The 20,923-nt window shown below is 49.2% G+C and carries 14 protein-coding genes and 5 pseudogenes; 7 read left to right on the forward strand and 12 right to left on the reverse strand.

The window, feature by feature from the left end:
- Complete coding sequence (locus ATN88_RS07640) at positions 1 to 714, forward strand: response regulator transcription factor (RefSeq protein ID WP_083539446.1); 714 nt, start codon at positions 1 to 3, stop codon at positions 712 to 714.
- A gap of 141 nt (positions 715 to 855) precedes the next feature.
- Here ATN88_RS07640 and ATN88_RS07645 read toward each other — a convergent pair whose 3' ends face one another.
- Entirely contained in the window at positions 856 to 1,575 is a 720-nt protein-coding gene (locus tag ATN88_RS07645; RefSeq protein WP_067413701.1) for an SDR family oxidoreductase, read from the reverse strand.
- Positions 1,576 to 1,673: 98 nt separating this feature from the next.
- Here ATN88_RS07645 and ATN88_RS07650 point away from each other — a divergent pair, with 98 nt between their 5' ends.
- Positions 1,674 to 2,600, forward strand: coding sequence for a LysR family transcriptional regulator (locus ATN88_RS07650; RefSeq protein WP_067413704.1), 927 nt, complete (start codon positions 1,674 to 1,676; stop codon positions 2,598 to 2,600).
- A gap of 36 nt (positions 2,601 to 2,636) precedes the next feature.
- Here ATN88_RS07650 and ATN88_RS07655 read toward each other — a convergent pair.
- Positions 2,637 to 3,544, reverse strand: a pseudogene (locus ATN88_RS07655) (DMT family transporter).
- Positions 3,545 to 3,662: 118 nt separating this feature from the next.
- Here ATN88_RS07655 and ATN88_RS07660 point away from each other — a divergent pair.
- Positions 3,663 to 4,556: a LysR substrate-binding domain-containing protein gene (locus ATN88_RS07660; RefSeq protein WP_067413708.1), complete on the forward strand. Its 894-nt coding sequence runs from the start codon at positions 3,663 to 3,665 to the stop codon at positions 4,554 to 4,556.
- On the opposite strand, the pseudogene ATN88_RS07665 reads toward ATN88_RS07660, so the two are convergent.
- Positions 4,557 to 5,665, reverse strand: a pseudogene (locus ATN88_RS07665) (agmatine deiminase family protein).
- A gap of 254 nt (positions 5,666 to 5,919) precedes the next feature.
- Between ATN88_RS07665 and ATN88_RS07670 the strand changes: the two are divergent.
- The 3 genes from ATN88_RS07670 to ATN88_RS26980 are packed head-to-tail and all read left to right on the forward strand — an operon-like array spanning position 5,920 to position 9,405.
- A complete protein-coding gene (locus ATN88_RS07670) occupies positions 5,920 to 6,558 on the forward strand; it encodes a hypothetical protein (protein WP_067413711.1) in 639 nt (212 codons plus the stop codon).
- Positions 6,551 to 8,347 (forward strand): HAMP domain-containing protein, encoded by a 1,797-nt coding sequence (locus tag ATN88_RS26975; RefSeq protein WP_232312937.1) that lies wholly within the window; start codon positions 6,551 to 6,553, stop codon positions 8,345 to 8,347. Before ATN88_RS07670 ends, ATN88_RS26975 begins: the two co-directional genes overlap by 8 nt.
- A 2-nt stretch (positions 8,348 to 8,349) precedes the next feature.
- Positions 8,350 to 9,405, forward strand: a complete 1,056-nt coding sequence (locus tag ATN88_RS26980; RefSeq protein WP_232312939.1) for a methyl-accepting chemotaxis protein — start codon at positions 8,350 to 8,352, stop codon at positions 9,403 to 9,405.
- 77 nt (positions 9,406 to 9,482) lie between these two features.
- Here the strand turns inward: ATN88_RS26980 and ATN88_RS28840 are convergent, their stop codons facing one another.
- The 4 genes and pseudogenes from ATN88_RS28840 to ATN88_RS07690 form a co-directional block, all read right to left on the reverse strand.
- The gene (locus ATN88_RS28840; RefSeq protein ID WP_232312986.1) at positions 9,483 to 10,121 is read right to left on the reverse strand and encodes a methyl-accepting chemotaxis protein; all 639 of its coding nucleotides are present in this window, start codon (positions 10,119 to 10,121) and stop codon (positions 9,483 to 9,485) included.
- Between the two features lie 270 nt (positions 10,122 to 10,391).
- Positions 10,392 to 11,915 (reverse strand): annotated as a pseudogene (locus ATN88_RS28845) (PAS domain-containing protein); the annotation flags it as partial.
- A gap of 149 nt (positions 11,916 to 12,064) precedes the next feature.
- Positions 12,065 to 12,856 carry an alpha/beta fold hydrolase gene (locus tag ATN88_RS07685; protein WP_067413720.1) on the reverse strand — a complete coding sequence of 264 codons (792 nt, stop codon included), beginning with the start codon at positions 12,854 to 12,856 and terminating at the stop codon, positions 12,065 to 12,067.
- Positions 12,857 to 12,895: 39 nt separating this feature from the next.
- Positions 12,896 to 13,462 (reverse strand): GNAT family N-acetyltransferase, encoded by a 567-nt coding sequence (locus ATN88_RS07690; protein WP_067414085.1) that lies wholly within the window; start codon positions 13,460 to 13,462, stop codon positions 12,896 to 12,898.
- Positions 13,463 to 13,721: 259 nt separating this feature from the next.
- On the opposite strand from ATN88_RS07690, the gene ATN88_RS07695 reads away from it, so the two are divergent.
- Positions 13,722 to 14,135, forward strand: coding sequence for a globin family protein (locus tag ATN88_RS07695; RefSeq protein WP_067414091.1), 414 nt, complete (start codon positions 13,722 to 13,724; stop codon positions 14,133 to 14,135).
- Between the two features lie 44 nt (positions 14,136 to 14,179).
- Here ATN88_RS07695 and ATN88_RS07700 read toward each other — a convergent pair whose 3' ends face one another.
- From ATN88_RS07700 to ATN88_RS28850, 5 genes and pseudogenes are all read right to left on the reverse strand, one after another.
- Entirely contained in the window at positions 14,180 to 14,869 is a 690-nt protein-coding gene (locus ATN88_RS07700) for an SOS response-associated peptidase family protein (RefSeq protein ID WP_067413724.1), read from the reverse strand.
- A gap of 108 nt (positions 14,870 to 14,977) precedes the next feature.
- Positions 14,978 to 17,454, reverse strand: a pseudogene (torA, locus tag ATN88_RS07705) (trimethylamine-N-oxide reductase TorA).
- A 13-nt stretch (positions 17,455 to 17,467) separates the two neighbouring features.
- On the reverse strand, positions 17,468 to 18,646 hold the full coding sequence (torC, locus tag ATN88_RS07710; RefSeq protein WP_067413727.1) for a pentaheme c-type cytochrome TorC: 1,179 nt from the start codon (positions 18,644 to 18,646) through the stop codon (positions 17,468 to 17,470).
- A gap of 39 nt (positions 18,647 to 18,685) precedes the next feature.
- Entirely contained in the window at positions 18,686 to 18,865 is a 180-nt protein-coding gene (locus ATN88_RS07715; RefSeq protein ID WP_067413730.1) for a periplasmic nitrate reductase, NapE protein, read from the reverse strand.
- A gap of 210 nt (positions 18,866 to 19,075) precedes the next feature.
- Positions 19,076 to 20,790: pseudogene (locus ATN88_RS28850) on the reverse strand (PAS domain S-box protein).
- Positions 20,791 to 20,923: the final 133 nt, after the last annotated feature.

The raw sequence follows: 20,923 nt of genomic DNA on the forward strand, positions 1-20,923 counted from the left end.
ATGCTTAAAGTGGGATATTTCACGGACAATAAACCGTCAAACCAATTCGACCAGAATTGCAGTACCTATCCCGTCTCTTTAGACGGGATATCCGCCCTGATCATTGATGATCACCCTATGGTGCGTCAGGGATGTAAGCTTTTGCTTGAGAGCCAAAACATTATCATTGTGGCGGAAGCCGAGAGCGGAGAAGAGGCTTTCCGGTATCTTAATGAGGTCACGCCTGACATTGCGGTGGTTGACTTGAGTATGGAGAACATGGGGGGACTAGAAGTGATCTCTCGCATGAACATGCGTTACCCAGAGATTAAGATCATCGTCTTTTCCATGCACGACGACCCCTTTTTCACCCAAAGAGCGTTTAAAAACGGTGCCTCAGGTTACGTGTCAAAATCCAATCCACCAGAAACTTTGATTGAAGCTATCGGCCACATCATGACGGGCGGGCAATTTATCAGCCCAGACATCGCGAAAAAACTCGCGTTCGACCAATATTACGAAGCCACGGCTCATCCGCTAAAACAGTTAACAAGCCGCGAAATCGATATCTTCCATCGTCTGGCGCAAGGGAAAAGCAGCGCACAAATTGCCGAGGACTTGTCACTATCGAGAAAGTCCATCTCCAATTACATCGGTGGACTAAAGAAAAAGCTCAATGCTGACTCCACCGCCAACTTGATCAAAATTGCCATCACGACATTTAAGGAGTCTTGAGTGACGACAATGCGTCACCAAAAAAACTTACTTCCCTGCGGTGAGTAAAGTGCGGGGAAATAGGTCTTTATAGAAGCGATAAGCGTCTAGATTTGCATGGCTAGAACCCATGAAGGCTCCAGCCACTGAGCTTTAAAGCAATTAAGGCTGTTGGCGCGTCGCAGTCAGTACAATCTCACGAACGCAGACGTTTTGTGGTTGTGCGTATGCATAGCAAACAGCATTGGCAATGTCGTCCGCTGCCAGTACGCCACCCATCTCGTCTTTCCAGCTATCGTAGCCCGCTTTGATTTCGTCGCTGGTGGTGTGAGACAGCAACTCAGTCTCAACCGCGCCCGGAGCAATGGTGATCACGCGAACGTTCGCGTCTGCCACTTCTTCACGCACGTTTTCAGAAATTGCGTGTACCGCGAACTTAGTACCACAGTAAGCCGCGTGGTTAGGGAAGGTTTTACGACCCGCTACAGAACTGATGTTGATGATAGTACCGCCGTTGCGTGCTTTCATTGGCTCCAACACAGCTTGCATGCCATTAAGAAGGCCAACAACGTTTACGTTGAACATGGTTTGCCATTCTGCGGCGTTTTGGGTTGCTACGTCACCCAGCAGCATCACACCTGCGTTGTTCACCAGCAGATCTGCTTCACCGTAAAGAGCTTGCGCTTCTTCAATAGCAGCATCAAACGATGCTTTGTCCGTCACGTCCACTTTCTTGCACAGTGTGTTTGGCAGGTTCAATGCTTCCAGACGCTCTACACGACGAGCCAACAACAACAAAGGGTGACCTTGTGCTGATAGTTGTTTTGCGATCGCTTCGCCGATACCTGAACTTGCGCCTGTAATAACTGCTAATTTTTTCATGTGACACCTCAGTGTTGCGTTTCATCGTTATTGAGGCTGCATTGTAAATAGGTCATTATTATTGATATATACGTCACAATAGAACTCTGTGTTACCAAATGAACACCAATAGTGATTCTCTTTCTACCAACTTGCAGGACATCCGCGCCTTTGTCGCCATTGCTGAGGCAGGCAGTTTTTCTAAAGCGGCAGAAAAACTAAATACCTCACGCGCGCACATGTCCCGGCAACTCAGTCAATTAGAAGCGCGTCTTGGCGTACAGTTGATTATTCGCACTACACGCTCTCAACGTCTGACCAGTGCAGGCGAAGCCTTCTTTACGCGGTGTCAGGCTGCCTTAATGCAGATTGATGACGCCATCACGCATGCCAGTACGGATGGCGACCTCATGAAAGGTAGCATCGCGGTGAACTGTGTCGGTGGCATCATTGGTGAGACCTTGGTAGGAAATGCGATTCATCAGTTCTGTGCTGAGCATCCAGACATCCACATTGAACTCGACTTTAGTTCTGAACGTGTCGATTTAGTGCAATCTCGTTTTGACTTGGTGCTCAGGATGGGAGTGCTCGAAGATTCGCGACTTATAGGCCGTGAGATGGGAGAAATCCTTATTGGCACCTATGCTGCGCCGTCTTACCTCGCCAGGCGCGGTCGACTCACCCACCCTCACCAGCTTCGTGAGCACGACTGTCTCACAGGTTCAGTGACAAAATGGAAGTATGTACCTACTAACAAGAACGAAAAAACAGTTGAAGTGGAGGTATCCGGTAATCTCCAATGCAAAAATGGACATGTGCTGTATCAGTCAGCATTGAAAGGAAATGGAATTTGTCGTTTACCCGATTTGTATTGCCAACAAGCGGTTGTCGACGGCTCGCTGGAGTCAGTGTTTGAGGAATGGAAAGTTGATAAAGTCCCGCTGTATCTTCTTTATCATAGAGACAGGCATCAGCCAGCAAGACTCAAAGCTCTGATTCAATATTTGATGGTGAAAATCCCGCCACAACTGGTCGCAAAGATATAAAAAAACGCCCTCACGTGTGAGGGCGTTTTGTATCTGCTAGGCAGGTTCTGCGACTTCTTCGTTTGCCGCCAATGCCTGTTTTTTGGCTTTGCGCGCTTTATGCTTTTCACGCCCCGCCAACCAAAGCAGCGGCACGACAATGAGGGTTGTCCCTACCACCATCAAGAAATCTGGTACTTCGCCAAACAACACCAATCCTACGCCGACAGCACAAACCAAACCGCTGTATTCGGCACTTGCGATCTTGTTACTTTCCGCCGCGCGATACGCCACCACACAGGTTGCGGCATAAACAAGGATAAAGGCCGTCGAACCACTTGCGCGCAAAAACAGATCCAGACTAAACGGCATACCTTCGTACAGTGCCAGTGCAAACGCGACGGGAATACCTATCAAGTTGTGCAGCAGCAAAGTTTGCGGCACCGTTTGCTCTCTCGGGATTTTTGGGATCAACAAATTGTTCACCGCCAGTGTGACCGCGACGATCATCGCTGACAGTGCCGCCCATGAAAACTCGGTGGGTCTTACCAAGATCAATACACCGACAAAACCCACAACCGCTGCCACGATTGATGGCGCAGACAGTTTTTCACGTAAAAAGATCGCGGCAAGCGGAAGCATGATCAAGGGTGCTGCATAGAAAATCGCGTTAGCCGTTGCGAGTGGCATCGTCGTCAACGCCACGACGGAGAAAAACACACCCACCAGCATACGTGTGCGCGCAAGGCATGCCATTTCAAGCCCATGGTTAAGTTCTTCGCCGGTGCCGTTAAACAGAAAGGAAGCAAAATGAGAACGGCAGAGACTTGGCGAAACAAAGCAAATTGGAAGATGGCCCCGTCCGGTCCGCCTTCCATGGTTTTCACCAAGGCGTCAGAGAAAGTGGCACTAAGGTTTCCAATCACCAATAAGGTCATTGCAAACCCAACAGAGATATTACGCACGATAAAAGCTCCAGTTCGCAGCGAAACGATCAAACATAGATCACAGAACTTGCATAGTAGCCGTTGATTACCATGACGTATAATGATGAATATTCGATTTGTATTAGTTTTTTAGATAATGAAACAGCCACCTCTCAGAGCCGTTCAGTACTTCGATATGGTTGCCCGCTTAAATAGCTTTTCAAAAGCGGCGGAGGCATTGAACGTCACGCAAAGCGCAGTCAGTCATCAGATCAAATTGCTGGAGGATTTTCTGGGTGAATCGCTGTTTAGTCGGCAAGGCCGAAATCTCACACTTACACAAGTTGGTCAGCGCTATCACGATGACATCAGCGACCCTCTTCAATCAATCGCGCGCGCCAGCCATCAGGTGCGAGAAGGCGTATCAGGCGAACTTCGCTTGGCGGTGTTTAGCTCTCTGGCGGTGAAATGGCTGATGCCACAGTTGGCCGAGTTTCGCCGCATGCATCCAGAAATCGACTTATCACTTGAGATGTTTGCCAACAATTCCGAGCTTTCGGACAAAGTCGCGGACTGCTTCATCCTCGATTTTGAACCCGGCAGAAACTATCAATACGATTTGCTCTACACCGAGTATCTCTATCCGGTTTGTAGTCATAAGATTTGGCAACAAATTAAAGACAAACCGTTACCCGATGCCCTATGGGACTTCCCGTTATTGTCGGTCACATCATTGATGGAAAATGACTGGGCCCAATGGTGCAAACTTGGTGGGTTTAGCCTTCCAAAAAACGTAAAAATCCATTCGTTCAGCCACATGCTGCTCGCCACTGAAGCCGCTCGATACGAACATGGAATCACCTTTCTCAATCACTATTTCATGAATGAAATCGACCGCGAACAGTTGGTGCGTATTCCCATGCACGATATGCCAACCGGTGACAGCTTGTATTTTGTCTACAAAAAGCACAGAGCCAAGCAGCCTGATATATTGAAGCTAGGCCGATGGCTACAACAGATTGCCGCACAAGACGATATGTCTGCAGGCTAACTAGTTAATTTCGGTGACAGCAAAAGGCTGCTGCTGAGTGGCGCAGTGAATGCTACCGCCGCCTGCCGCTAGCGCATCAACGTTGAGTGCTTCGACGTTTCTATCTGGAAACAGAGCCTGTACCGTTTCTTGTGCTCGCTTATCTGCTGCCTTGTCACCAAATTGCTGCATGATCACCGCACCATTACAGACATAAAAACCGACATAACCGGCCGCAAAGTCTGGGTCATCGTATTCTTCACGTACATAGTCTGGCGTCGCAATCGGGAACACATTAAGCGGGCGACCCAAGCGTCGGTGGCGTTTTTTAATATGCTTTCATGCTCACGAGTAAGCGCATATTCGTAAGAGTCTGGATCGGAGTCGATGCTCACCACAACATTGCCGGGCGTCGTGAAGCGCGCATAAAAGTCGGTATGGCCGTCTGTGATATCGCGGCCTTTAATGCCCGGCAACCAGATGATCTTTTCCAAGCCAAGAAGTGGCATCAGCAAATCTTCGAATTGGGCTTTGGACATGCCAGGGTTTCGATTTCGGTTCAAAGTGCAGCTTTCAGAAATGATCGCCGTCCCAATGCCATCCTCTTCAATGCAGCCGCCTTCCATCACTAAAGACGTATTGATCACTGGTACCTGCGCCAGCTTCGCGATTTGAGCAGCAACCGTCGCATCTTTCTTGTAAGCCTGTTTCTCACCCCAACCATTGAAGTTGAAATCCACTGCGGCGGTTTGCCCTTTCGCATCAACCACGAAAGTAGGTGCAATGTCCCTTGCCCAAAGATCGTTCATGTCACCGACCACCAACTCGACCTTGTCGCCCATCAAGGACTTGGCAAGCGGCAGATCTTTCTGCCTCACCAACATGGATACTGGCTCATACTTGGCGATGGTTAACGCGATGTTCGCCAAGTCTTTTTGCACTGCAGGCAATAATCGACTGCCCCAGATTTGGCGATTTGCCCCGAAAACCATCCATGTTCGCGTGTGCTTTGCCGCTTCATCGGGCATAAACCATCCCTTCGAAAAATTGGTTGAGCCAAATGCATTGGCAAAAGGCAAAGCCACCGTCAACGCGCCCAATTGCTGTAACAACTGTCGTCTTGAAACCATTGCACTCGTATTCCTTAATGTGTGATTAGGTAATGTTTGCCTCAGTCTTACCTAACAGCAACACGCTCTTCGCTTCATCCAGCCGCCAAGCACCTTATAGACGCCTGCCTATACCTAATACGGGTCAAGCATAGGTGCAAAAAAGCCCTGTATTTCAATGAGGCTGATTCAACGAATCCTAACTAGACTTATTTGTGATACCAGCGTCCGAATATTGAAACGCATAGGACAGGTAAAGGAGCGCATTGGACACAATGAAGTTCGAGAGTAGCACGCCAAAACGCAATTATCTGGCCAAAATGCCAGCAAAATACCGCCTTGTACTGGGCCTTTTCATCATGGTTCAGTTGTTCGTGTTGTCACCGCCAGTCCAAAGCAGCGCGCTCAATGACGCCAACGTTAGGCAATTTGGTCACTCAGACTACTATGGAGAACTATCTCCCACACAAGTCTATGCGCTGATATTAAGCGTCGATGCACTGGTTACCTACTATGCAGAGCAGACGCACCCTGAGCGCGTCACCTACTTACCTACAAAGCTGTTTGAAGTCCAAGGTTACCGTCCCGAAGATGTCTTTGTTGCGCTGGGAAGATTGTCAGATTTAGTTGACCTTCTCGCGGCTAAACATGGTGTGACAAAGACCCAGCGTATTCAACGCGAGAACGAGATCGCCATTCCCGCAGAGGTGTTTCTTCAAGCGGCGGAGTGCCTTGATACCTTGGCCTTAATCCTGCGCCAAACGAATGAAAATGGTAGCTATGGCGATTTTTACGCCGTCAGCCACGGCATCACGCTAACACCCAAAACACCGTCAGATGTTTTTTCACTCGTCGATCTTATCGAACGCAGATTGCGCCTACTGTCACACGAAGAGAGGAACCTTGATGAGTAAGTCGGTTTTCCGCACTTTTCACCTCACCCTTGGGCAGCGATTAGCACTCGGATTTGGGTTGCTTATCGCGATTTTCATTTCTGCAGTGCTCTTTACCAATGCCCGACTGGCTGAGGTTCAGCGTGTTGGATCGTCACTTCTCGGAAATTCGGTTCCAGCGACCATCGCAGGAAAAGAGTTAAACAGTGAGATCAACAAATCACTTGCCGTCCTGCGCGGGTATCTTGTTTTGGGAGACAGACAACTTATCGAGAAGCGTCAACTGATTTGGCAAAACATCGACGAGCAACTCGGCGTTCTCAGAGACAGTTACAGTCGCATGAACATCGACGAGTATGGCTATGTATTAGAAGAGCTTGAGGACAGCTTATATCAATATAGGCTTGCGCAAGATGAAGTGGAAAACCTCGCCCACACGGAAGATGAACAGCCCGCCATGCGGCTTTTTTCAGAACGGGCTGCGCCCTCGATATTTCGGCTCGTCACCAACCTAGAACGCCTGAGTGCGATTGAGCAAGCCTTACCTTCTACCCCTGCCAGAAAAAAAATGTTGGGGCTGATTGCTGACTCCAGTGCCTCTCTGTCACTGAGCCTCGGTGCGGTGCGCTCCTACCTTTTCAGTGGCGATCCGGTTTTCAAAGCCACGTTTTTCCAGCATTGGACAACCAACGGTGTTCGCTTCGATAGCATCGAAGACATTTCCTACTTGCTCACATCAGAGCAAAAAAGCTTGTTTGCCCTTTACGCGAGCGAGCGAGAAACCTTTCCTGAAATCGTCGACAAGATGTTCAAAATCCGAGATTCAGAAAGCTGGAACATGTCGCAGTATTTGCTTGGTGCGAAGGCAGCGCCGTTAGCCGATGAATCACTGGCATTGATCAATGAAATGGTGCGCGCTCAAGCGGATACCTTGAAAACGGACGTACAGCATCTGCAGACGCTCAACAACACCATGGTTTGGGTACTCAAAGTCACGGGAGTGGTCGGTGCCATTCTCGCTTGTCTTATCGCTTATGGCATCACACGTTCCATTGCTCGTCCTATGCGCGGTACCACAAGACGCTTAAAAGATGTCGCTGAAAACGGGGATTACTCGGTGCGGTTAAGTGTGCGTGGCAATGATGAGATCAGTCAATCTGCAGAAGCATTCAATACCTTTATGGATGCAACGCAGGATGCGCTCAGTGAAATGCAAAAAGTCATGGACCGCCTAGCAAGCGGGGATCTGTCTGTCCGTATGCACGGCGATTTTCGCGGCGATTTACTGAAAATCAAAGATGCCACCAACACCTCATTAGACAACGTTGAACGTGCTGAATGCGCCAAACAGGCCGCAGAGCATGCGGCAGAAACCGTCGCAAATGAAAATGCCCGTGTCAGACAAGCCTTGGACAGTGCCTCCAACTGCATTTTGATGGCTGACACTGAGCACAACATCATGTACGTCAATACGGCCACACACAACCTGATGCGAGACGCCCAAAAAGACTTCGCCTCTGAGATAGCCCACTTTAATGCCGACAACGTGATTGGCCTGCCTGTTGCGGTGCTTCATGGCTCATCCAATTTGAACGCGCAGAAGCTGGCAGAACTGGATGGTCCTTTCTATAGCGAGTTTGTCATTGGGAAAAAGGTTTTCTCTGTCAATGCAGTGCCAATGCTGGATAGCAATGGCGAGCGGATCGGCACCGTGCTGGAATGGCGTGACAGAACAGATGAAGTTGCTATTGAGCTAGAAATCGACAGCGTTATCGCAGCGGCAGCGCAAGGCGACTTCACCAAAAACTAGAAATGTCAGGCAAGCAGGGATTCTTCTACAACCTTTCCGAAGGGTTAAACATGCTGATCTCCAACATCGAAAGTACCGTTCGAGATATGCAGCTCCTTCTTGAAGCCATGTCTAAAGGTAACCTCACTCGTCGGATGGAGAAAAACTATGCCGGGCAGTTCGGTCAACTCAAAGAAGATGCCAATCAAACCATCGACACGTTAACCGACGTCATTAGTCGCATCCGTCAGGCCTCAACGGCAGTGTCCAAGTACTCTCAGGAAATCGTGGCGGGCAACCAAGACTTGAGCCAACGCACCGAAGATCAGGCTTCTTCACTGCAATCTACCGCAACCAGCATGGCGAGCATGACATCTTCGGTCAAACACAGTGCGGAGAATGCGTTTGCCACCAAGCTCCTCAGCATGAAGGCACGTGCGAAAGCCAGAGAAGGCGGTGATGCGATTAATCGTACCGTCGATGCCATGGACGACATTAGCTCGGCGAGCCAGGAGATCTCCGAAATAATCGGGGTCATTGATGACATTGCGTTTCAAACCAATTTGCTCGCGCTTAATGCGGCAGTGGAAGCCGCAAGGGCAGGCGAGCAAGGGCGAGGTTTTGCGGTTGTGGCCGGTGAAGTACGCAATCTGGCGCAGCGCTCAGCGAAAGCAGCCAAAGAAATCAAAGATCTCATCGTTGCCAGTAACGACAAGGTGTGTGTCGGTGCCACTTTAGTTAGCGAGTCAGGGCAAACGCTGTCAGAGATCGTGTCGATGGTGGAAGAGATGGGCAGCAAAATGGAAGAGATCAGTGAAGCCGCGCAAGAACAAAGCGGAGGCATTGATATGGTCAACACTGCCATCACACGCATGGACAATATGACACAGCAAAATGCCACGCTGGTAGAGGAAGCAGCAACAGCAAGCGAAGGCATGATGAACATGTCAGAGGAAATGCGTGAAATGGTTGCTTTCTTTACCATTCCTCAAGACACACTCATCCCTGATGTTGAGGCTGAGTATATCGAGTTTATTGACGATGATGACGTTGAAGACGATGAAGAACACATCGCCTGATTGATTCGTCTTGATTGGAACAACGACAGGCACAAAAAAGCCAGCGTCGATACGCTGGCTTTTTTCGTTCTAGCGACCTAAGCGACGCGGGTTTTAAAGAATTTCACCAATTCCAGTAAGTTCTCCGCCTCGCCCAGCATATTCTCGCTGGCTGCTGTTGTTTCTTCTGCCAGTCCTGCGTTTTGCTGCGTCATATTGTCCATTTCAGTGATCGCGCGATTAATTTCGGCGATACCCTGAGACTGCTCTTTGGTCGCCACACTCATTGAATTAATCATGTCGGACACATTCTTAATGGCTTCGACAATCTCAACCAAGTTGTCACCGGACTCGCGCACCAAGTGGGTGCCATCTTTGACTTTCGACACACTGGCATTGATAAGCTCTTTGATCTCCACCGACGCTTTCGCACTTCGCTGTGCAAGGTTTCGTACCTCACCGGCCACAACCGCAAAACCTCGCCCTTGCTCGCCCGCTCTTGCCGCCTCTACCGCGGCGTTTAGCGCAAGCAAGTTGGTTTGGAAGGCAATCTCGTTAATCACACCAATGATGTCTGAAATCTGTTTGCTGGAGTTTTCAATATCGCCCATCGCCGACACCGCCTCCAAGACCACCTTTCCACCACGTTCGGCTTTTTGTGTGGCTTCTGAAGCCAGGCTCACGGCGTTTTGAGACGTATCATCGTTTTGTTGAACGGTCGCGGTAATTTCTTGCATGCTTGCCGCGGTTTCTTCCAAGCTGGTGGCTTGAGTTTCGGTTCTATCACTGAGATCTGTGGTGCCCAAACGTATTTCACGCGCTGCCGTGCTCACCTGCGTCGATGCCCGCGAAATATCGAGGACCAGTTCGTTCAATCGCTCAACAGTCGAGTTCAATGCATGACGAACGGGCTCAAACTCTTCATCAAGCTCCTCTCGAATGCAGAAATTAAGATCGCCTTTGGAAAGGTTCAGCAAACTTTCGCTGATCAAAGCAACAGCGCGCTTTTTCGCGGTAATGTCTGTGGCGTACTTCACGACCTTAATGGGCTTGCCCGCCAGATCGCAGATTGGGTTATATGATGCCTGAATCCAAACCTCGCGCCCGCCTTTGGCAAATCGCTGGAACTCTGCACTCTCAAATTCGCCGCGATTCAGCTTTTCCCAAAATTGTTTGTACTCACGAGAAGCACCGTATTCAGGGTCGACAAAGATAGAATGATGACGTCCTTGTACTTCACTTAAGCTGTATCCCATTGCGTTCAGAAAATTGTCATTGGCATAGAGAATGTTCCCTTTCATATCAAATTCAATCACGGCCTGTGACTTGCTGATTGCTTCAATTTGCCCTTTGTAGTCTGCATTTTTGGTTTTTTGCGCCGTGATATCACTGGCGTATTTCACCACTTTAAATGGCTTACCAGATGCATTGAGGATTGGATTGTATGACGCTTGGATCCAAACCTGACGTCCACCTTTCCCCACACGCTGAAACTCGCCGCTTCTGAACTCGCCTTTTTCTAGGCTTTGCCAAAAAGACTTATAAGCCGAAGAATTTCGAGTCTCCGATGTTACAAACATCGAGTGGTGCTTGCCTTTAACCTCTTCTAATCGGTATCCCATCGCTTTTAAGAAGTTATCGTTCGCATGACAAATTGTGCCGTCCAGATTAAATTCGATAACTGCCTGCGACTTTGAGATGGCATCGATTTGACCAGCATAATCCGCGTTCTTCATTCGTTGCTCGGTCACGTCCGTGGCAAACTTCACTACTTTGAATGGCTTGCCGTCTTCATCAAAAATCGGATTGTACGATGCGCGAATCCACACCTCTTTCCCGCCTTTGCCCAGACGCTTGTATTGCGCAATTTGAAATTCACCGCGGCCTAACGACTCCCAAAACTGCGCATACTCGGAAGACTTGGCAACCTCGGGTTCGACAAACATCGCGTGATGCTTACCCTTTATCTCTTCCAGCGAGTAGCCCATCACCGATAGGAAGTTCTCATTGGCGTGGAGAATATTGCCCTTCAAGTCGAACTCAATCACCGCTTGGCTTCGGTTTATCGCATCTATTTGCCCGGCATGGTCAAGGTTTAACGTTTTCTCACGGGTAATGTCTGACGCAAACTTCACGACCTTTTCTACTTGGCCATTCGCGGCATAAACGGGATTGTATGACGCTTGGATCCACACCTCGCGGCCGTTTTTCCCTAATCGCTTGTATTCGTCACTGAATGATTTGCCGTGGGCAAGCCTAACCCAAAAGTCGCGATACCCTGCCGATTTTGCAAATTCGGGGGACACAAACATCGAATGGTGTTTGCCTTTGATTTCGCTAAGTGAGTAGCCCATGACAGACAAGAAGTTGTCATTGGCATGCAGAATTTTGCCCGCCGTATCAAATTCAATGATGGCGAGCGTTTTATCTAGCGCAGTGATTTTTGCTTCAGCTTCTTTCGTTACAGCAGGTGTGGCACCAAAGATGTTCCCTAACGACCGCAATAGGCTTGATAGTATCGACGTTTTCATTAGTGAGACTCCTGTTTCGATACTAAAAAGGTTAGCCCATATGTCGCATTCTTACTCTCATATTGCGAAAAAATTCAGACAGCTATCCACTGAAATCACAGACTTCAGCGTCCTTTGAATAGCGTTTCTCGCGCTTCTCTTACCAAAGGTTACAACGTTCGACGGGAGGACAACCATGTCGATAGGGTTTCATTAAATAAATCAGGATGTTCCAGAGGAGCCAAATGATGGGAGCCCGCCAGCATTGAAAATTCGCCGTTGGGGTAAATGGCAGCAAGCACTTTTTTCGCAGATGGTGGCGTGTAATCATGTTCGGCACTGATGAGATATAGAGGACAGGTAATCTGCGAGAGTTTATCCAATACTTGCCAATTGACGACAGCATTGAAGGCAGCAATATAGCTTTCTCTGTGGTTCTCACTCCAGCGAGATACGGCTTCTTCCCTCAGGACTTTCATAGACGGATCAGGCAATAGCTTTTTTCCCATCAAGGTGGCGATGTTTTCGACAGACACGAATTTGAGCAAGAAGCGGCGGGACAAAAGCATCCACCACTCAATAGCTTTTCGAGGTCTGCATTCTGCAAGCGCATTAACGACAACTAAACTCGCAACACGAGCAGGTGCACGAATGGATAGCTCCATACCCACCATTCCCCCCATGGAAATACCCACGACAATGGCTTTTTCCACACCGAGCGCATCGAGCAAAGCTTCAATGACCTCGGCGCAATGGGGAAGTGAAAAGGACGAGATGTCACCGCCTGATGCGCCGTGCAGAGGAAAGTCAGGCGCAATAACATCATAGTTTAACGAAAAATGGGCGATTTGAGCCTGCCAATCTGCACTGCTTGAACCTAATCCATGAAGAAAGACTAACGGTGAGCCTTCACCCTTTCTCTCGTAATATATCTGAGTGTTGAAACAGCTGATTGTCAGCATCATCCACCTTTACACTGTAAAACGCTAAATAACAGCCAGTCAGCCAACGCAGCGCAGTGTCTCGATATCCCCACTTTGCATACCCAGCCATTCCTCACGCAACACACCGTAACGCAGCGAGTCGTAATATTCGCCTTTGTAATAGCGCACTTTGCGAATACGCCCTTCTTGCCGCAACCCCAGCGCCTGCGCACACTTCATCATACGGGGATTTCCAGACCAAGTGGTTAGACCAATACGAGCAACATCGGATTTCTCAAACAGATACGAGATCCACAGCGTCAGGGCTTTTCTGCCAAGCTGTTTTCCCCAATGCTGGGAGGTAAAAAGCGTGATACCCACTTCTAACCAACGCGTTGATTGATCTTCCCAGTAACAAGATAGGTAACCTATTGCCAGGTCTTGGTGCTCAATAACCATGGCGGTTTCGCCTTCCTTGAGGCGTTTGAACAGGTTTCGGCGAAACTGAAAACGTGATTGATACTCAAGCGGAAAGTACGGCGCATCATGCTGTTTCCACTCGTTATCAACATAGATAAAGTGCCAAAGGTGGTCTCTTTCGTCTGCTCTGGCGGGGCGCAAGAAAATATCATCTAGCTGTAACATAATCATCCTTGTTTCTAAGCCGCTCCATGCGGTCTTTTTATTCTGATGCCAGTATTCACTGACATTCATATCTAAGCTATCTCAAGCGCGGAATTATCGCGAGAAAAGGTCATAACAACCTCGATGAGATCAGAAATTTCTTCAGCAAAGGAATTTCTGTATCAATCTTTTGTCTCGAAAGTTGGAAAAGCGGCTCCTCTTTCCTACCCTATTGATAGACCTATTACTAAAATGCACATCACTTTTAGGGTAAATGATCATGTCTTTAACGCCGCACCAAGTCACATTGATCACCAAAAGCTTTAAGCAAGTAGAGCCTATCTCTCTGAAAGCTGCTGAGATTTTTTACGATACCTTGTTCTCGTACGATCCAACACTGAAACCTCTGTTCAAAGGCGACATGAAACAGCAAGGAAGAAAACTGATGGCGATGATCCATGCCGCAGTGAGCAGTTTGGATACACCAGACAAACTTGTTCCTATTTTGCAGCAGTTAGCCAAACGCCACGTCAGCTACGGGGTCAAAACCACTCATTTCACGCCAGTGTGTAACGCCTTGCTGCATACCCTGAAAATGGGGCTAGGCAGTGATTTCACACCCGAGGTTCGCGACGCCTGGGCAGCCATGCTGCATTTCGTTGCTGACACCATGAAAGCGGAAATGGCTGCCTAATCGGGTTTGCAGCTTGGCCGGTTTGTGACTGAGCAACCGTAAGATTACGCAGCATCATCTCTGGCAATGTAAACGGGAGAGCCAGTCGGCTCTCTTTCAGATGCGCGCTTTATCGGCGTGACATACACATCAAACGGCAACTGCGGCGTTAAGAGCGGCATCAACACCTCTGTGTTTCTAAGCTCACCATCCAACCACATCTCGCGAATTGCCCTGTCATCAGGCAACATCAAAGGCACTGACTTTGAATGATAAGGCGACAGTGCGGAATGCGGCGGTAGCGTGATGATGGAGCAAGACGTCGCCGTTTCCCCTGTCACAGGGTGCACCCATTCTTTGTATAGTCCGCCGAACGCAATGGCCTCCTCAATTGGGTCTATTGCATACGCCTTACCCTTTACGGTTTCAACAAAGCCAGAAGCAGGAATGATGCAACGCGATTGCCGAAACGGCACATAGCCCGCGCTTCTTTGCACGTTCAGCTTGTCACTTCGGGTGTTAAAACTGGCGTATTTTGATAGCGGTTTGAATCCATCGTCTGTGGGGTCCATCAAGAGCCACCAGATGGCATCTCGAAGCACGTGTCCACCCTTTTCTTTGATGACGATGCTGACACACTGTGTCGGTGCAATGTCATCATAAACCCTCAAAGGGAGCGGTCCTAAATCGACGCCAAGTCCCATCAGAAGCTCATGCATGTAAGGGTCATCTGTCACGTTAAAACGTCCGCACATTGCCGCACCTCAGTTCGAATTTAATATGACACTCTGGTTATATTCTATCCAATAAAAAACGGGAGCTGTACATTCAGCTCCCGTTTTACTAAGGTTATTCCAAGTGCGTTATAGCGTGACCTCAATTGGGCCGCTAAATGCATTCACAGCTGGTGCTTCACCTTTGAACTTCTCGTACTCAACGATGCAGGTATACGCGCTGCACGCTTGCGCCAGTTCAGATGTGCCGACATCAAGGGTGACGGTGTTCGGGTCACCATAGGTATCAATCGCGTTGATTTCAGACCCTGTCGGCCCATACCATGCCCCTTCCTGAATACGAATGACACCACGCGGATATTGGTCAGACACCACCGCACCCGCAATAAGCTGGCCGCGATCGTTGTAAACACGAATCAAGTCGCCATCTTTGATGCCTTTCTCTTTTGCATCTTCAGGGTTGATATAGGCAGCTCTCGCCCTTGAACAGTGTAGGTTTCACGCAATGCCGGCGACTCACACATCTGCGAGTGCAAACGCTTGTCGGGGTGACACGACTGCAACCAGAACGGGTATTTCTCTGACCCTGGGCCACCATGAGATCGCTCTGCTTTTTCAAACCACATTGGGTGCTCTTGGCAATGTTCGTAGCCATAGCTGCCAATCTTACGACTGGTGATCTCTATAAATCCTGATGGTGTTCCCAGAGGGTTAAGCTCGGGATCTTCGCGGAACAATGCATGGCGAACAAAGGTGTTCCCCTTACCGAAGCTCACATACCCGTCTTTCCAGAAGGTCTTGAAGTCTGGCATCTCAAAGTTGCCTTTGTTAGCCGCCACACACTCGTTGTAGAGTTTTTCTACCCACTGCATTTCGCCCATCTCCTGCGCGTACTCTTTGTCTTTGTTCAAGCCAAAGCGCGCCGTCAGGCCTTTGAAGATGTCAAAGTCCGTGCGAGATTGATAGAGCGGATCCACCAGCTTGTGCATGGCAAGTACACCCGTTGCCGAATACGCACCATAGAGGTCGATATCGTTGCGCTCAAACTGGGTACACGCAGGCAACACAATGTCAGAGAAACGGCATGTTGCGGTCCACGCAAAATCAATCGTCACTGCCGTTTCAATGTTGTAGTAGGCCTTCTTCATGCGGTTGTGGTCTTGGTGGTGATGCCATGGGTTATTGCCGCTGACCACCACCATTTTGATTGGCGGTAAGGTAACCTTACTGCCGTTGTAGTTAATGACCTTACCGGGCTCTTCAATCGCTTCAATCCAGCGTGCGACCGGAATGGTGCTCGAAAAGCCTTTGAAATCGCTGTTGTTGTATTTTGGCTCCATACCCGGGTCAAGGTTACGTGGGAAACCGCCAGGGCCAGCAGCCCCCGTGGCAGGCTCGCCAATGCCAGAGTAATGGTGCGCGTATGAAATACCGCCGCCTGGAAGACCAATACCGCCCAACATGCTCGCAATCACGGCCCCCATCCAATAAGGCTGCTCACCGTGTTGCTGACGCTGGATACACCAGCCAAACATCAACTGAGTACGCTGGCTGGCCAACATACGGGAGAATTCACGAATCTTATCTGCTGACACACCACAGATTTTCTCTGCCCACTCCGGCGTTTTCTCGACCTTGTCTTTGGTTTTACCCATGACGTAATCAATAAAGCCTTCAAACCCGAGGCAATACACCTTAATGAAATCTTTGTCGTAAAGATCTTCGGTGTAAAGGGTGTGAGCAATCGCCAACATGAATGGCACATCTGTCTGCGGATTGATGTAGAGATGATCGCAACCCAGATATTTCTGGGTTTTGCTGACGACAGGGTCAACCGAAATCACTTTGATTTCGCCCTTGTCGACTTTCTCTTTAAGTTTGGCAAACTCGTCATACACATCATGGGTTGGGCACTGCCAACCCACCTGCGCATTTTTCACCGGGTCATTTGCCCAGATAACGATCTGCTTGGCGTTTTCCAACACCAGTGACCACGACGTTTGCTGCGCATATACCTCGGTAGAGCCAAGGATATACGGCATGATGGTTTGACCAGCACCCGTGGAGTAGTCACCAATCTTTTTCACAAAGAAACCATGCATGGCCAACGCGCGCTGCATGTGGGTAGTACAACTATGGAACTGGCCGGTCTGACGCCACCCTGTTTGGCCCGCAAGTAAGCCAGATGGGCCATAGGTTTTCTGCACACGTTCCAGTTCGCTATAAAACAAATCCAGTGCTTGGTCCCAAGTGACACGGACAAAACGGTTATCACCGCGTGTGGTGTTCCATCCTTCCGTGCGCTTCAGCCAGTCCAGCCTTACCATGGGATAGCGAACGCGCGACGGGTTATAAATCAGCCCTTTCACTCCCTCAAGCATCTCTGTCGGGTGTTTGTCGTGGCTAAACGGTACAACCTCTACAACCTTGCCACCGACAACCCGCGCGCGAAACGCGCCCCAGTGGGAGCCGGACGTGCGCCAAGCCCCTTCTAAAAGCTCAGAATTCGCTTCTGCGTTTGTTGCGACAAGTAGGCTTGGTCCAATCACGGTAGCCGCACTGACCGACAACATGCCTTTGAGGAACGTTCTACGATTCATGGTCATGAGTCAGTTCTCCTTAATGATCAACAAACGTACTTGAATGCTTCTGTAGGTACTTCAGTACCAGCACTTGCGTGGCTTGGTCGAAGTTAACAAAACCCATCATGCCGTCGAACATGCCCGGCCACGTGTTGGCATCAAAGTGCGCAACATCTGGTTGGGTGTGGCAGAGGCTACAGTTGGTGTCGTACGCTTGTTTTGCTTCTGTCCAGACAGGGTCGATGCTCTCTACGAAGTCTGCTTTTTTCGCCCAAAGATCGACTTCAATGCGCTGCCAAGTCAGGCCTGTGAGGTCATCTTCTTTGGTTTCAAAAGTACGAATATCTGTTTGGCTTTGTGCCACGGCTTTAGACAGTGCCGCCGAAGGGATATTCAAACCGAAATCTTCATAGACAACACGACCAAAGCCTTTCATTTTCCGCCAGCCCGTCAAAGAGACTTTGATAGCTTCATCACTGTCGTCAAGAACAGTCACCATGGTCGCAGGCTCTAACACGCCACCGTCATTTTTGAGGTCTTTGTCTGTGTACATTTCAAGGAAGTTCACACTGTAAAGTGGCTTGTCTTTGTCATAGCTGGTGCTGTGAGACAGAGAGATCAACTTGCCAAGCATGCCGCCCGTTGAGTCCATTTCCGCGGGCAGTTCGTGGGCAATCCCTTTATGACAATCAATACAACTTTGGTCCGTTTGGGCTGCATGGGTCATTTGAATACGTGCCGCAGGGCGAAGGTTTTCAAGCTGCATACTCTCGTACTTGTGGCATGCCTTACATTCGGCAGACCCATTGGCGGAAAACCTCGCCCATTCGTGTTGAGCAAGTTCTAGCCGCTTATCGAGGAATTTCTCGCGGGTGCCGATGACACCGAATATCTGTGCAAACACCTCTTTACTGGCCTGCATTTTCCGCGCGATTTTATCGGTCCAATTATGCGGAACATGACAGTCAGGACAGGTGGCTCTCACCCCTGACGTGTTTGACCAGTGAACCGTTTTTTGCAGCTCTGGATAAACGTTGTCTCTCATTGAGTGGCACGAAATACAGAATTGCTCAGTGTTGGTTAGCTCCAGCGCAGTGTTAAAGCCACCCCAGAAGATGACCCCAGCAATAAAGCCCCCAAGAGTAAGTGTACCAAGACTGATTTTGGTGGCCGGGCGTCTTAACGTCGCCCAGAGTTTACGAAGAAATTCTTTCATGATGGTCTACTCGTTGTCGAAGTTAGGCGGGTTTGTTGCTCAGCCGTGGCCTGGAGGCCCAAAAATAAATACCTGACTCATCCACACGAGAAAGCCATAACCACCGATCAAAACAACGCTCAAGACCGGGAAAAGAAATACGGTGATAAGGAAGAAAGCACGCCACTCGAATGTCCCTTTTTCGGGTTCTTTGACGATATCGGTTTCGTTGTTGTCCATGACATTGTCCCTCACTATCTCCAGCGAAGATCTTCTTGCTTCGACTGGATTACAATTATGCTCATGACAAGTCTAGGTGAGAGATGCACACTTCGTGTCTCTTTATTGATGCATTTATTAACACATTTGCTTTGTTTACAGTACGGTAGGCGATTTTTTGGCGGGCAAGAAAAAGGGAGACCAAGTACAACTTGTCTCCCTCTCTACATTTTATTGACCGGTTGCTACTTTCAGGACGTCAGAAAGCTCTGTCAGTAATTTTTGCGTATCGTCAGACAGGCGGTTAATTTCGTTGGTGGATTCGGAAGAGCGTGAGGCCAATTGACGCACCTCATCCGCAACCACAGCGAAACCTCGACCATGCTCACCCGCACGTGCTGCCTCGATCGCGGCATTAAGTGCCAACAAGTTGGTTTGCTCTGAAATACCATCGATGACTTTGGCGATGTTAGAGATTTCTGAACTCGATTTCGCCACGCCATCCATGATCTCACCCATGCCATCGCGCTGCTGCACTTGCGCAGTGACGTCTTTCACAAACGCCGTGTACATGGTTTTTCCATCCAATTTGACTCTGGACAGAGACAGCAAACCGTAATAAATCTGGCCGTCTTTGCGGTGAATCGGCACTTCTCGACTTGAGCCGACGATCTTGTCGTGGCCAGTTTTACGATTCGCATTCACATAGCTGTCGTGGTTGCCCTGAATTTCAGGCGGAACCAACATTTTGATGTTTTGGCCAATCACTTCGTCGGACGAGTAGCCCCACAGTGTTTCAGCCGCAGGGTTAAAGAAGGTCACGATGTTGTCATCATCAATCGTCACCACAGCATCCAAGGCTGAGACAAGGTTTGGTTGATGGCTTCTTGCGCCATGCGCTGTGCCGTAATGTCACGGACAAACGCGGTATAGCCAATGCTGCCACCCACATCAACCTTAGACAGAGAAAAATTCACCCAGATACGGCTTCCATCTTTTTTCTCTAGCTCCAACTCTCGCGCCGAGCCAACGATTTTGTTGTTTCCTGTACGGCGGTTGTTGTTGACGTAGTTGTCGTGGTTGGCTTGAAACTCCTTCGGCACCAACATTTTCACGTTTTCGCCAATCACTTCATCTGAGTTATAGCCCCAAAGCTCTTCTGCCGCAGGATTGAAGAAGGTCACCAGGTTGTTTTGGTCGATACTGATCACTGCATCGATCGCCTGTCGCAACACTTGCTCATTTTCTTCTCGCGCCAACTTCTCTTTGGTAATGTCCCTTGCAAAGGCGGTATAGCCGACTTCACCCGCGACCTCCGTGCGAGACAAAGACAGATTGGCCCAGATTTTAGTGCCATCTCGGCGTTCAAGTTCCACATCTCGGCTGGTACCGACAATGATGTCAACCTTGGTCTGGCGGTTGGTGTTGACATAAGTATCATGGAAGCTGCGTATCTCTTTTGGCACCAGCATCTTGACGTTATTGCCAATCACTTCTTCTGCTTTGTAGCCCCAAAGTGCTTCTGCCGCAGCATTCATGTACGTGACGTTATTATTCCCGTCTATCGACACAACACTGTTCACGGACTGCGACAACATTTGCTCTACGCGCTGTTGTTCTTGAAGGGCTGCCGAAACATCTTTTACGAAGACAGACCAGCCATCACCGCCCGAGGTTTTAATTCGAGAAATCGACATCTCGACCCAGATTGTCGCACCGTCAGAGCCTCGCATTTCTTGGCGAGAGATCCCCTCTTGCATTGCCCCCAGTTGCAATTCGCCGATGTCTTTTCCCATCAGTGAACTCGCTTGCTTGTTAAAGAGGCGTTCTGCTGCTGCGTTGAGGTAGCTAATACGGTTCTTTTTATCGGTGTAAACAATGGCATCAGTTGCTTTATCAAGCACTTGCTTCATCACACCGTCTTGGCTATTTCCAAACAATCCCATAGCACGTGTCCCACTTTGCTCGTCATTGTAATAATTAGTCGCGCTTTTGCGTCACCTGTTCAAATAGTAGACAGCAAAACAAAGTCCAACAAATTCTTACTGAAAGTATGTGCCAACCACACATTTCCACTCA

Origin of the sequence: Enterovibrio coralii (assembly GCF_001559595.1) — a bacterium.
GTDB classification, from domain to species: domain Bacteria; phylum Pseudomonadota; class Gammaproteobacteria; order Enterobacterales; family Vibrionaceae; genus Enterovibrio; species Enterovibrio coralii.

Coding starts and splice junctions, on each gene's coding strand:
- ATN88_RS07640 (WP_083539446.1), top strand. CDS start 1: ATGCTTAAAGTGGGATATTTCACGGACAATAAACCGTCAAACCAATTC.
- ATN88_RS07645 (WP_067413701.1), bottom strand. CDS start 1,575: ATGAAAAAATTAGCAGTTATTACAGGCGCAAGTTCAGGTATCGGCGAA.
- ATN88_RS07650 (WP_067413704.1), top strand. CDS start 1,674: ATGAACACCAATAGTGATTCTCTTTCTACCAACTTGCAGGACATCCGC.
- ATN88_RS07660 (WP_067413708.1), top strand. CDS start 3,663: ATGAAACAGCCACCTCTCAGAGCCGTTCAGTACTTCGATATGGTTGCC.
- ATN88_RS07670 (WP_067413711.1), top strand. CDS start 5,920: ATGAAGTTCGAGAGTAGCACGCCAAAACGCAATTATCTGGCCAAAATG.
- ATN88_RS26975 (WP_232312937.1), top strand. CDS start 6,551: ATGAGTAAGTCGGTTTTCCGCACTTTTCACCTCACCCTTGGGCAGCGA.
- ATN88_RS26980 (WP_232312939.1), top strand. CDS start 8,350: ATGTCAGGCAAGCAGGGATTCTTCTACAACCTTTCCGAAGGGTTAAAC.
- ATN88_RS28840 (WP_232312986.1), bottom strand. CDS start 10,121: ATGCAAGAAATTACCGCGACCGTTCAACAAAACGATGATACGTCTCAA.
- ATN88_RS07685 (WP_067413720.1), bottom strand. CDS start 12,856: ATGCTGACAATCAGCTGTTTCAACACTCAGATATATTACGAGAGAAAG.
- ATN88_RS07690 (WP_067414085.1), bottom strand. CDS start 13,462: ATGTTACAGCTAGATGATATTTTCTTGCGCCCCGCCAGAGCAGACGAA.
- ATN88_RS07695 (WP_067414091.1), top strand. CDS start 13,722: ATGTCTTTAACGCCGCACCAAGTCACATTGATCACCAAAAGCTTTAAG.
- ATN88_RS07700 (WP_067413724.1), bottom strand. CDS start 14,869: ATGTGCGGACGTTTTAACGTGACAGATGACCCTTACATGCATGAGCTT.
- torC (WP_067413727.1), bottom strand. CDS start 18,646: ATGAAAGAATTTCTTCGTAAACTCTGGGCGACGTTAAGACGCCCGGCC.
- ATN88_RS07715 (WP_067413730.1), bottom strand. CDS start 18,865: ATGGACAACAACGAAACCGATATCGTCAAAGAACCCGAAAAAGGGACA.